This is a genomic window from Flavimarina sp. Hel_I_48 (genome assembly GCF_000733945.1).
GTDB lineage: Bacteria > Bacteroidota > Bacteroidia > Flavobacteriales > Flavobacteriaceae > Leeuwenhoekiella.
Map to the genome: position 1 here is coordinate 1,311,026 of NZ_JPOL01000002.1, position 12,842 is coordinate 1,323,867.

A 12,842-nucleotide genomic window follows, 5' to 3' on the forward strand; every position below is an offset into this window, starting at 1 on the left:
AAATTGTGAGTGAAAACTTACCCACTACTTTTCAGCCTCTAGAGAACTGCCTTAATTGTAAGCATGAGTTGGAATCCAACGCCAATTATTGTTTAAACTGTGGATCTAAAATAAAGGAACTGAGATTTAACCTAAAAAGGTTACTTGCAGTATATTCAGAGAGTTTTTTCAGTCTTGAGAATACATTTACTAAAACTTTTATAGATCTCTGGATTAGGCCAGATAGTGTCATAAATGGTTTTGTGATAGGCCTTCGCAAACGCTACATGAATCCAGTAAGTTATTTTGCTATGGCTTTGACCATTTCGGGACTACAAGTTTTTGTAATCAAAAAATTCTATCCGGATGCACTCGCTAATATGTATGGGTCAGAAAAAACGGGATTTATGTCTATCGCGGTCCTTGACTACCAAACGCTCCTTACATCTGCTTCGATACCCTTAATGGCATTTATTGGTTGGATTGTTTTTAAAACGCTTAAGAAATACAATTATGCGGAACATCTTATACTTAATTTTTATGCCTATTCCCAATACGCTATACTGGCTACTCTAGCCGGAACGTTTTGTCTTATTATAGGATGGGATTATGGCATTTTCGCGTTTGTAATGATATTCATGACAATTGTTTATTATACGTATGTTTATAAAAAAGTATTTGGACTGAGTATTAAAGGTTTAATTTTTCGAACTCTATTTTTTACATTAATGTCTGGTTTTATATTCGCTCTGTTAAGTATTGCAGCAGCTCTAATGATGTTTCTTACCGGATCTCTTCCACTGAAAGCATGATCAGATATAATCGAGATATTTTAGGCATAATGCTAAAATCTCTATATTATGAACCCCAGAATTATTCACACGCATGCAAACAATTCTTAGAATGAGCTAAAAAGAAATTTAGATCCTTTTAAATCTCCCTCATATTAATAAAAACGGTCACTTTGTTTTCTCATAAATTATTAATAGCGTGTAGTTTGCCATATAAATTTATAATTGTACATTTGCAGCCCTGTTTTCCCTAGATGTGAATCTGGGGCAGGAAAAGGAATGTTTAATAATAAATTTAATCAGTGTGGACACATTAAGTTACAAAACAGTATCTGCCAACAAGAACACCGTCAATAAAGAGTGGGTTGTTGTGGATGCTGAAGGAGAAACGCTGGGTCGCCTCTCGAGCATCGTTGCAAAATTTTTGCGCGGGAAGTACAAGCCTAGCTACACACCACACGTTGATTGCGGTGATAACGTAATTGTTATCAATGCAGCCGGAATCAACTTAACGGGCAAAAAGTGGGACAGTAAATCATACATACGTCACACAGGGTACCCCGGTGGTCAAAAAAGCTTAACTGCTACAGAACTCTATTCAAAAGACCCTACGCGTCTTGTAGAGAATGCAGTTAGAGGTATGTTGCCCAAGAACAAACTTGGCGCAGCATTATTTCGCAATCTAAAGGTTTATGCCAAGGCTGACCACGGTCAGGAAGCTCAAAAACCAAAAGAAATTAATCTTAACGAACTCAAGTAAATGGAAGTTATTCACAAAATAGGCCGTAGAAAAACGGCTGTTGCACGTGTTTACCTTGCTCCAGGAAAGGGTGACATTACCGTAAACAAGCGTGAGCTTAACAATTACTTTACTACCGGCACATTGCAGTATAAAGTAAACCAAGCGCTTATGCTTACAGAAAATGACAAGAACTTTGATATCAAAGTGAATGTTTTTGGTGGTGGTATTACCGGTCAGGCAGAGGCAATTCGCCTTGCACTTTCCAGGGCAATGTGTGAACTTGATCCAGAGAACAGAGGTATTCTTAAACCAGAAGGCCTTCTTACACGTGACCCAAGAATGGTGGAACGTAAGAAATTTGGACAGAAGAAAGCACGTAAGAAATTCCAGTTCTCTAAACGATAATATTTTTCATTCCCGAAAGCATTCGGGAGATTTTGAAAACTTTATCGAATTTGCCGGGTTCACCCTAAGCAAATTCCTAGAACTGAATTTAAAAACTAATTATTAAGTCGTTGTCCCAACTTTAAAAATTGGGAAGTTAGTTTAGCATCTAAATAGACAAGGCGATGCGCCGTGCGCAGACCACTTGCCTATTGCTACTACAACGGGAACGTAAACTAAGTCAAGAAATGACAAAGACAGAAAATGTAAAAGAATTGCTGGATGCAGGTGTACACTTTGGCCACCTTACCAGACGATGGGATCCCAATATGGCGCCATATATTTATATGGAACGCAACGGGATACACATCATAAACCTATATAAAACCGCTGCAAAACTGGAAGAGGCTAATGAAGCTTTGACCAAAATTGCATCTTCAGGAAGGAAAATCCTTTTTGTAGCTACTAAAAAACAGGCTAAGGAAATTGTTGCAAAACATGCAGCAGACGCCAAACAGCCTTTCATTACTGAAAGATGGCCTGGTGGAATGCTCACCAATTTTGTGACCATTCGTAAAGCGGTGAAGAAAATGCAAACCGTAGACCGTATGAAAAAAGACGGCCGTTTTGACTCTCTTTCTAAAAAAGAGCAATTGCAAATGAACCGTATGCGTGATAAACTTGAGAAAAACTTAGGTTCTATCGAAGATATGACACGTTTGCCAGGCGCACTTTTTGTGGTAGATATCAAAAATGAGCACATCGCCATTAAAGAAGCACAGAAATTAAACATTCCCATTTTTGCGATGGTAGACACAAACTCAGATCCACGTGAGGTAGACTACGCAATCCCTTCTAATGATGATGCTTCTAAATCTATCGAAAAGATCATTTCTTCGGTTTCCAATGCTATTGCAGATGGTCTTTCTCAACGTAAAGCTGGGAAAGATGATGATGGTGAAGACAAGCCAAAGAAAAAGAAAGCTAAAAAAGACGATAAATCAAGTGACAAGCCTTCTAAGCCCAAAGCAGCAAAAGCTGACAAAAACGACGAAGAAGAGTAAACTTTAGTTGATTATAATAAACATCGTTCAGTATCGCATCTTTGTATCGTGCTGAGCGATTTTTACTTTAAACGACACTTGTGTTTATAACGGAACAATTAATAACAGCAATAAAAATTAAAAGATATGGCAAAGGTAACCGCCGCAGACGTAAATAAATTGAGGAAAACAACCGGTGCAGGTATGATGGACTGTAAAAATGCCCTTGTGGAAGCAGATGGTGATTTTGACAGCGCTATTGAGATCTTGCGTAAAAAAGGTCAGAAAATCGCCGCTAAACGTGCCGACAGGGATTCTTCTGAAGGAGCTGTCATAGCAAAGGTAAATGAAGATGCTACAAAAGGCATTATCATTTCTCTAAACTGTGAGACTGATTTTGTGGCAAAAAATGATGATTTTGTTACTATGGCGCACAAAATGGCCGATATCGCCATCAACCATAATTCAAAAGAGGAGTTTCTTGCAGCTCAGTTCAGCGATAAAATGACCGTTGAAGAAAAAATCACAGAGCAAACGGGTGTTATAGGAGAGAAACTGGAGATAGGTGATTTCCGCGTACTTGAGGCTGCTTTTGTAGGTTCTTACATTCACGCTGGTAATAAAATCGCAGCACTTACTGCCCTTTCTGCTGCCTCTGATGGCGCAGAAGAAGTCGCAAAAGACGTTTCTATGCAGATCGCAGCGATGAACCCTGTTGCCCTTGATGAAAAAGGTGTTCAACAAGATACTATTGATAAGGAAATTGAGATCGCTAAAGATCAATTGCGCGAGGAAGGAAAGCCAGAAGAAATGCTTGACAATATCGCAAAAGGAAAATTAAACCGTTTCTTTAAAGATAATACGCTGGTAAACCAGACATATATCAAAGACAATAAAATGAGCGTTGCCGAGTATGTAAAAACACTTGGTGATGTTAAAGTAGTAGGTTTTGAGCGCGTAGCTTTAGCTTAATATTTTTAATCTACCCCATTTTAAAAAGCCATTCTGGATAAATCCAGAATGGCTTTTTTATTTTTCAACGGTTTCCCAAATTTCAAAACAATTGATTCGATAATACTGATTCAATTTCTTTTGACGATATCTCAATTAGACTAAAAATCAGCTGAAAAGCGGTTAGAATAACCTGAAATCAGTACTTTTCAGCTATAAATTCTGACCAGTGCTTGATTATAAAAAGCTCTAAAACGGCTCTATCTTTGGTCTCAATAGTTTCGGAACACGTTGGATCATCTGCCATAAAATAGAGAAATCTGCCAAAATCCGTTTTCGCGAGGGGGAGGATCTTCAAAAATATGGAAACTCCTTAACCCTTACTTCAGGGCACGGCAAGCACACAACTAAAAAGAAAAAAACATAGTTTGATCATTGCAATTGGAAGGTTTTTTAATTAGATAGCGATTATTAATGCTTTAATAGTTTTTATGCTGCTTATCGTGCCCAATCCCTTCGCTTATTAATCAAAATGTCCGTAATTCCAGAACAACGGTAAATTGGGACCTTATGGATTGAAAAGCGGCTTCGCGTTAGGGATTGCAGTGAAAATCCTTTTTGTGATGCAAGAGCAAAAAGATTGCAACGTAAAGCCCGGCCCGCAGGGAAACGCCCAAAAATTATTGAAACTGCCAAAACCAACTCCGGGATCAAAGAATCTAGACCATAACTAAGGCAGTTTGTTTTTATGTAATAAGCTTTTAGAATTTTCAATTTTTTTATTACGGTACCATTTTTATCAATAAGTACTTCTTGAAATTCAATACGTTACAGGAAGCAAAAGAGGGCTGGCCAAAAAGTAAATCAAGACCTTTTGACCTGTATGAATTCTTTCTTTTTCAACAACCCATTAAAACGTATCTTTGCGCGCAAACAACCCTAAATTTATGGAATTCAAACGTATTCTTTTAAAATTATCTGGAGAGGCCTTGATGGGCAACAGGCAATATGGTATTGATCCTGAACGCCTTGCCGAATACGCCAATGAGGTTAAAAAAGTAGTTGATCAGGGTGTACAGGTAGCCATCGTGATAGGTGGCGGTAACATCTTTAGGGGTGTCGCTGGTGCCAGCACCGGCATGGACCGTGTTCAGGGCGACCACATGGGCATGCTTGCCACGGTCATTAACGGCCTTGCATTACAAAGTGCACTTGAAATTGCGGGGGTTCAAACACGATTACAAAGTGCTATCAAAATAAACGAGGTAGCAGAACCTTTTATACGCCGCCGTGCCATAAGACATATGGAAAAAGGGCGCGTGGTTATATTTGGTGGTGGAACGGGAAACCCCTATTTTACAACAGATTCTGCCGCGGTATTGCGCGCAATTGAAATTGACGCAGATGTGATCTTAAAAGGTACCCGTGTAGACGGTATTTATACCAGTGATCCAGAAAAAAACAAAGACGCGGTAAAATTTGATTTTATCACCTTTGAAGATGTTATTCGCAAAGGCCTAAAAGTTATGGATACCACGGCTTTTACCCTGAGCCAGGAAAATAAATTACCCATTATCGTCTTTGACATGAACAAAGAAGGAAACCTGATGAAAGTTGTTTCCGGCGAGACCGTGGGAACTACTGTAAATTTATAATTAGTACATTTGACTAATTTTTTCACCCGCAAAGGGCTAAATTTTAACGTATGAACGAGGATATTCAGTTTATTTTAGACACTACAAAAGAGATGATGGATAACGCCATCACCCATCTCAAAAAGCAATTGACAAATATACGTGCAGGCAAAGCGAGCCCCGCCATGCTGGGCAGCGTTATGGTAGATTATTATGGCAGCCAGACACCATTGAGTCAGGTCGCAAACGTAAATACACCAGATGGAAGGACCTTGTCCATCCAACCCTGGGAGAAGGCAATGATTCATGAGATCGAAAAAGCGATCATGAACTCTAACCTGGGTTTTAACCCCATGAACAATGGGGAAAGCGTTATCATCAATGTGCCGCCGCTTACCGAAGAACGTCGTAAGGATTTAGTAAAACAGGCTAAAGCCGAAGCAGAAGAAGCAAAGATAGGGGTTAGAAATGATCGAAAAAATGCCAATAATGACATCAAAAAGCTTGAAAAAGAGGGTCTGGCGGAAGATTTATGCAGAAACGCAGAAATAGATATTCAAACACTTACCGATAAATATATCCAAAGGATAGACGATGTACACATCGCAAAAGAAAAGGAAATACTTACGGTATAACACGTTAAACAATAGCTAAGAGCGGCCAGATGGTCGCTTTTTTTTTGCTACATTCACTCCCTATTCCTCAAGCCCAATCCAGTGATACAAAAGATATTTTTTTTGCTTCTTTTAGCGCCCATGAGCCTTATGGCGCAGCAAAATATAGACGTTGATACGCTCATGCAAAGAGCCATAAACCGAAGTGCCGCAAACAATCCTCAAGAGGCGCTACAACATTTTGCCTACGATACTTATGAAAAAACCATTATCACAGATTCACTCCAAAACAAGGATGACAGTCCGCACTCGTTCTTTTCTGAAATGGTATCAGAGAACAAATTCATTAAACAGGTTGGGTTTTTTGAACGTGTAGAAGGTATACGCATGGCAGGATTTGATGAGCCGCGCTATGAAATTATGGCCACGACCATAGAATCCAGATCTTTCTATGACGAAGATTTTGTAATCTTTAATTATAGGTATGCCGGTCCTTTTTCAAATAGGGGCTTAAAACATTATAACTATACATTTCTGGGTGATACTATCATTAATAACAGACCCAGTTACAAAGTGGCCCTCGCCCCTAAAAGACCTGAAGCTGTCCCCGGTCTGGTAGGCACCCTGTGGCTGGATCAGGAATCGCTTGCCCTACAACGGGCAATAATCAACCTGAACGATGATATCATCGTACGTATGGTTCAGGAGAACAGCTACCTGCCAGAACAGGATATTTATATGCCGAAAACCAATATACTCTATCTTGAAAAAGGGAAAACAGATAAGAGACTTTCCTTTTTTAAAGGGAAAATAGCAGTGGGCACAGTTGAAAAAAATCCGGTAAATAGCGCTATTGAAGGAAAATACCTGATTTCAACCAAAATAAACACCAATTTCTCCTTTTCACCATCCATAACCATTGAACGTGGAGGTCTTGCTATTCAGGTGGAAGAAGATGCTGACACACAGCCTGATTCCTTCTGGGACGAATACCGGCCAGAGCAGTTAACACAAAATGATCTCAATAGCTTTGGTTTCCTAAAGGAAATAGTATCCAGTCAAAATATTGAAAATAGGCTTAAAGTGATCGACAACTTTGGGATAGGCTATTATTCAGTAAACTTCTTTGATTTTGACCTTACCTACCCTATTAAATTCAACAATTATGAAGGCCTTAGATTAGGTATGGGCGGAGTGACCAATAGCCAGTTCTCTGATCGTTTTCGCCTGGAAGGTTATGTGGCCTATGGCTTTAAGGACAAAGCTTTTAAATATGGCGTGGGCGGCGGTATATTGCTCAATGAATACCACGGCGCCTGGTTAAGCCTCACCTATAACGATGACATACAGGAAGTAGGGAGCTACAATTACCTTACAGACCGCCGGGTATATTCTCTTTTTGAGCCCAGGTTAGTAAACATCAGCCAGTATTATGCGCATAAAACAATTAGGGTCAATCAGGAATATCGGCTTACCCCTAAAGTTCTTTCTGAACTGCAACTAGCCAATATAAACATAGAACAGATCATTCCTTATACCTTTTTAAACGATGGAAAACGCTATACGGATTATATACTGAGCGAGGCGACTTTTGGTGTTCGCTGGACGCCCTTCAGCAAGTATATGCACACAAAAGCGGGCACCACCGAAATTTATGATGGGTATCCCGTAGCTACTGCGCAAATAACTCAGGGCATAAAAAACGTCTTTAATAGTGATTTCAGTTATACTAAAATTGGTGCCAACCTTTTTTATCAGATAGTCCGTTTAAACAAATCCACGACCCAGTTTCTGGTTGAAGGAAAGTTGGCATTTGGTGATATCCCGTTAACTCAATTATACCACGCTTTTCCTGATGCACCCAATAAACCTACCATTCTGGGACGTTTTTCGGTAGCGGGCATTCACAGTTTTGAGACCATGTATTTTGGGGAATTTTATTCAGACAGGCTTGCTACGATGGAGATAAAGCACCGGTTAAAACCTTTTGATTTTGGTAAAAAATTCAAGCCAGAACTGGTTTTCCTCACCCGTTATGCCATAGGCGATGTAAGCAATCCGCAGAACCACCTCAACGTACAGTTTAAATCCCTTAAACACGGCTATTCTGAAAGTGGTTTTGAGCTCAATAAAATCATATTCGGCTTTGGTACCAGCCTTACTTATAGATATGGTGCGTACAGTCTTCCCAATTTTGAGGATAATGTAGCCTTTAAGTTCACCTTCAACCTTTCCCTTTAAAATTCAGTTATTTGTACTAAAACATAGCGTAAACAAGTAACTTTGCATCCGCTAAATTTTTAAGATGAAGAAATTTTTGACCTTTGGTTTTTGGGACCGTGTTGCCCGCGTTATTTTGCGCAATCGCCTGGTAATCCTAATACTGATCCTGGCGGCCACCGTTTTTCTGGCCACAAAGTGGAAGGATATGCGCTTTAGCTATACTGAGGCCAACTTACTTCCCGCAGACCATCCCGTCAACCAGGAATATCAGCATTTTATTGACAGATTTGGCGAAGAAGGAAACCTTATTGTTCTGGGAATTCAGGATTCCTCCTTATTTACGCCAGAGGTACTTAACCGCTGGAATGCTCTATCAGACAGCCTTAACCGTTATAATGAGGTAGCGCTTTCCGTTTCTTTACAAGATTTAAAACTGCTACAGAAAGAAGACAATCCCAAACGTTTTGACTTTGTACCTTTTATAGGAAAAAAGGTAACCTCGCTTACGGAAGCTGATCATTATAAAAAACAACTTTTTGACAGCCTGCCCTTTTACGAGGGCCTTATTTATAATAAAAAATCTGGTGCGGTGCGCAGCGCCATTTATCTCAAAAAGGACATTGTAAATACACCGGCCCGTAAGACTTTTATCCTTGAACACCTCAACCCGTTAATCGAAAGTTTTGAGGCTGAGACTGGCGTTGACGTTAGGGCAAGCGGTATGCCTTACATTAGAACGCTCAACAGTAAAAATATCATTGATGAAATAGGGATTTTTGTGGGCGGCGCCTTACTGGTTACCTCCCTGATCTTCTTTTTCTTTTTCCGCTCTTATCGCGCCACGATGATCGCAATGATCACCGTAATGATAGGCGTGATGTGGGCTTTTGGGTTTTTAGGTCTTCTAGGGTATGAAATCACCGTATTAACCGCGCTTATCCCGCCGCTTATTATTGTTATCGGGATTCCCAACTGTATTTTTCTTATCAATAAATATCAGCAGGAATACAAAATTCATGGTAATCAGGTAAAGGCGCTTCAGCGTGTAATCACTAAAGTAGGTAATGCTACATTGATGACAAACATTACCACGGCCTCTGGTTTTGCGACTTTTATATTGACCAAAAGTTCGTTATTAAAGGAATTTGGTGTGGTCGCCTCTATAAATATTCTGGCTATTTTCTTGCTGAGCTTGCTCATCATACCCATAATGTACAGTTACATGACACCGCCTAAGGAGCGTCACCTCAAACACCTGGGCAGATCATGGATAGAACGCTTTGTTAGTTGGATGGAAAATATGGTGCGCAACCGCCGAATCACGATTTATATGGTTTCCCTGGGGCTGCTGATCATAAGTATGATCGGGATGTCACAGATTCGCGTTTCAGGTAGTTTACTGGAGGATATGCCGAAAAGCACGACATTTTATGAAGATATAAAATTCTTTGAAAATGAGTTTGATGGCATTATGCCGCTTGAAATTTTGATCGATACCAAAAGGCCAAAAGGTGTCCTTAAACTGCCTACGCTCAAACGTATGGATGAGCTGAGCAACACCATTACCGAAATCCCAGAACTTTCTAAACCGGTATCCATTGTGAATTTGGTCAAGTACAGCAAACAGGCCTTCTATAATGGTGCGCCAAAATACTACCAACTTCCCACCTCAAACGAGCGCAACTTTATTTTACCGTACGCCAGCAGTTTTGGTGATAATGCAGGTTTGATGAACAGTTATGTGGACAGTACCGGTCAGTACGCCCGTATGACTACATTTATGCAGGATATAGGCACAGACCAGATGGAAAAGGTTGAAAACAACCTCAATACGAAGATAAATGCCCTTTTCCCTAAGGAAAACTATAACATAAGCCTTACCGGGAAAGCCCTGGTTTTTCAAAAAGGTACAGATTATCTGGTTAACAACCTTATTATAAGCCTGTCACTGGCAATATTTCTTATTGCCCTTTTTATGGCCTGGATGTTCCGTTCTTTTAAAATGATCCTGATCTCGCTCATTCCTAATTTGCTACCATTGGTAATTACAGCTGGTCTCATGGGATTTTTAGGTGTTCCTTTAAAACCTTCTACCATTCTGGTTTTTAGTATTGCCTTTGGTATTTCCGTAGATGATACCATTCACTTTTTAGCAAAATACCGTCAGGAATTGATGAAAACCGGATGGAAAATAAAAACATCAGTGTATGCATCTGTACGAGAAACGGGGCATAGCATGCTTTATACATCGATTGTACTGTTTTTTGGATTTTCGGTATTTATGATTAGTGATTTTGGCGGCACCATCGCTATGGGCGGACTTGTTTCGGCTACACTGCTTTTCGCCATGTTTGCAAACCTTCTTTTATTGCCGTCGCTTTTGCTTTCGCTGGAGCGGAATATTGCCAATAAAAAGGAATTTAAAGAACCCAGCATTGATATCATTGACCCTGATGGGGACGAGGACAATAAACTTGATGGGATTTAAAATATTCATTTTAAGCATCGAATATTCTCTTTTTTGAGCCATTTTTTTAGTTCATTTGTTGGTTTTGGGCGTTACCCTGCGGGTCGGGCTTTTTGTTGCAATCTTTTTGTTCGTTCCTCACAAAAAGGCTTCCTCCCGGAAGGGACAAACAAATTTTAGGCAATCCCTAACGCGAGATTCGTTTCTAAAGCATAGGATTGTTTTAACGCTAGCGAATACAATATCAGTATTAACAAGGCTAGATAATTAGCCTTAAAAGACTAAAAAACGCCTCTAAAATCAGGTTTTAGAGGCGTTTTTTGGTGTATTTAAGCAGATTTACATGTCTATTTAAAGTAAACATAAATGCAGACAACAACAAGGCAGATCGCGATGCCTACGGGCTTTACATATTTCCATGGATTTATATCCACTTCATTGGTATATTGTAGTTCATAATCTTCATCACGTGGGTACATTTTACCTATCACGAGCATTATGATAATGTTGAGCACAAAGAGAATCGCCATTACGTGCAGGTAATGCGGGTAATTCTCTTCTCCAAAAACATAAGGTTTCAATATAAACTGACTGATACTGTAAAGTACAACGCCAGAAATCAACCCAACTTTTGCCGCAATAGCGGGTACTCGTTTTGTGGTATATCCCACCACAATGATTGTCAAAATGGGAATACTATAACATCCATTTACTTCCTGCAAATAACCAAAAAGCCCTTTTGAAGCATTTGCAATAAAAGGAGCCACAATCATAGAAATCAGTGCCAGTATGATCCCAAAGGATTTTCCTGCTTTTACGATTTCCCTTTCCGAAGCCTCCTTATTGACGTATTGCTTGTAAATATCCACACCATAAAGGGTTACAGAACTGTTTAGCGCGCTATTAAATGAACTTAAGATCGCACCAAAAAGTACCGCAGCAAAAAAGCCCACCAGTGAAAGTGGCAAAACCTCGCGTACCAGCGCAGGATAAGCCTGGTCTGCATTCTCAAGGTTACCCTCAAAAATATGGAAGGCGATGATACCCGGTAAAACCACGATAAGAGGTCCCAAAACCTTCACAAATGCACCCAGTAGCAGCCCTTTTTGTCCTTCCGCCAGGTTTTTAGCACCAAGTGCGCGTTGTATGATCGCCTGGTTTGTACCCCAGTAAAACAGCTGAACCAGCATCATACCCGTAAAAATTGTCGAAAAAGGAACCGTGGATTCCGGACCGCCCATAGCGACAAATTTTTCGGGATTTTCTTCCATTAGGATATCTATTCCCGCGATCATATCACCGTCTCCCACCGCCAGTAGTCCAAAAACAGGGATCATGAGACCGCCAATGATCAAGCCCACAGCATTAATGGTATCCGATACGGCAACGGCCTTTAAACCTCCAAAAATGGCATAAATAGAACCAATAATACCAATTCCCCATATACAGATCCACAACGCGGTGGTTTCACTTATGTCAAATTTAGCCGGCATATCAAACATGGTCACAATGGCCAGGGATCCAGAATAAAGCACAATAGGCAACAAAACGATCGCATAACCAGAAAGAAAGAGTCCGGAGGTCATGGCCTTCGTAAATGTATCATAGCGCCGCTCGAGAAATTGCGGTACCGTGGTCAAACCGCCCTTGAGGTAACGCGGCAATAAAAAGATCGCGGTGATCACCATAGCAATTGCGGCAAGCGTTTCCCAGGCCATGACCGGAAGTCCTTCGGTATATGACTGGCCGTTGAGCCCTACGATCTGTTCCGTAGAAAGATTGGTAAGCAGTAAAGATCCTGCGATCACAACTGCGGTAAGACTGCGACCACCCAGAAAGTAGCCATCTGAAGAAGTTTCATCTGTAGTACGCACAGACCACCAGGAAATAACCGCTACCAAAATGGTAAAAGCCAGAAAGGAAATAATTGCCATAAAATTGAATATTTAAGCGTTACGCTTTCATTACATGAAAGTGGATCACTGAAAAGCAGAACAAGATATTAAAAAAACGA

The 12,842-nt window shown here is 40.2% G+C and carries 10 protein-coding genes; 9 read left to right on the top strand and 1 reads right to left on the bottom strand.

Annotated elements, in window-relative coordinates; genetic code table 11:
• Positions 1 to 5 precede the first annotated feature (5 nt).
• From P162_RS05910 to P162_RS05950, 9 genes are all read left to right on the top strand, one after another.
• Complete coding sequence (locus tag P162_RS05910; RefSeq protein ID WP_031426325.1) at positions 6 to 791, top strand: DUF3667 domain-containing protein; 786 nt, start codon at positions 6 to 8, stop codon at positions 789 to 791.
• A 283-nt stretch (positions 792 to 1,074) separates the two neighbouring features.
• A complete protein-coding gene (gene rplM, locus P162_RS05915; RefSeq protein WP_031426326.1) occupies positions 1,075 to 1,530 on the top strand; it encodes a 50S ribosomal protein L13 in 456 nt (151 codons plus the stop codon).
• Positions 1,531 to 1,917 (top strand): 30S ribosomal protein S9, encoded by a 387-nt coding sequence (gene rpsI, locus P162_RS05920; protein ID WP_031426327.1) that lies wholly within the window; start codon positions 1,531 to 1,533, stop codon positions 1,915 to 1,917.
• Between the two features lie 227 nt (positions 1,918 to 2,144).
• On the top strand, positions 2,145 to 2,960 hold the full coding sequence (gene rpsB, locus P162_RS05925) for a 30S ribosomal protein S2 (RefSeq protein ID WP_031426328.1): 816 nt from the start codon (positions 2,145 to 2,147) through the stop codon (positions 2,958 to 2,960).
• Positions 2,961 to 3,086: 126 nt separating this feature from the next.
• Positions 3,087 to 3,911 carry a translation elongation factor Ts gene (tsf, locus tag P162_RS05930; protein WP_031426329.1) on the top strand — a complete coding sequence of 275 codons (825 nt, stop codon included), beginning with the start codon at positions 3,087 to 3,089 and terminating at the stop codon, positions 3,909 to 3,911.
• Positions 3,912 to 4,837: 926 nt separating this feature from the next.
• The gene (pyrH, locus tag P162_RS05935; RefSeq protein WP_031426330.1) at positions 4,838 to 5,545 is read left to right on the top strand and encodes a UMP kinase; all 708 of its coding nucleotides are present in this window, start codon (positions 4,838 to 4,840) and stop codon (positions 5,543 to 5,545) included.
• A gap of 50 nt (positions 5,546 to 5,595) precedes the next feature.
• A complete protein-coding gene (gene frr / locus P162_RS05940) occupies positions 5,596 to 6,159 on the top strand; it encodes a ribosome recycling factor (RefSeq protein ID WP_031426331.1) in 564 nt (187 codons plus the stop codon).
• A gap of 102 nt (positions 6,160 to 6,261) precedes the next feature.
• Positions 6,262 to 8,379, top strand: a complete 2,118-nt coding sequence (locus P162_RS05945) for a DUF5686 family protein (RefSeq protein ID WP_241077736.1) — start codon at positions 6,262 to 6,264, stop codon at positions 8,377 to 8,379.
• Between the two features lie 64 nt (positions 8,380 to 8,443).
• Positions 8,444 to 10,849 (top strand): efflux RND transporter permease subunit, encoded by a 2,406-nt coding sequence (locus P162_RS05950; RefSeq protein WP_031426333.1) that lies wholly within the window; start codon positions 8,444 to 8,446, stop codon positions 10,847 to 10,849.
• A 326-nt stretch (positions 10,850 to 11,175) separates the two neighbouring features.
• On the opposite strand, the gene P162_RS05955 is transcribed toward P162_RS05950, so the two are convergent.
• Positions 11,176 to 12,762, bottom strand: a complete 1,587-nt coding sequence (locus P162_RS05955) for a solute:sodium symporter family transporter (RefSeq protein WP_031426334.1) — start codon at positions 12,760 to 12,762, stop codon at positions 11,176 to 11,178.
• Between the last annotated feature and the right edge of the window lie 80 nt (positions 12,763 to 12,842).

What these genes read in the sequence shown, in the direction of transcription:
- rpsI (WP_031426327.1), top strand. Translation starts at nt 1,531, where the DNA reads ATGGAAGTTATTCACAAAATAGGCCGTAGAAAAACGGCTGTTGCACGT.
- rpsB (WP_031426328.1), top strand. Translation starts at nt 2,145, where the DNA reads ATGACAAAGACAGAAAATGTAAAAGAATTGCTGGATGCAGGTGTACAC.
- tsf (WP_031426329.1), top strand. Translation starts at nt 3,087, where the DNA reads ATGGCAAAGGTAACCGCCGCAGACGTAAATAAATTGAGGAAAACAACC.
- pyrH (WP_031426330.1), top strand. Translation starts at nt 4,838, where the DNA reads ATGGAATTCAAACGTATTCTTTTAAAATTATCTGGAGAGGCCTTGATG.
- frr (WP_031426331.1), top strand. Translation starts at nt 5,596, where the DNA reads ATGAACGAGGATATTCAGTTTATTTTAGACACTACAAAAGAGATGATG.
- P162_RS05950 (WP_031426333.1), top strand. Translation starts at nt 8,444, where the DNA reads ATGAAGAAATTTTTGACCTTTGGTTTTTGGGACCGTGTTGCCCGCGTT.
- P162_RS05955 (WP_031426334.1), bottom strand. Translation starts at nt 12,762, where the DNA reads ATGGCAATTATTTCCTTTCTGGCTTTTACCATTTTGGTAGCGGTTATT.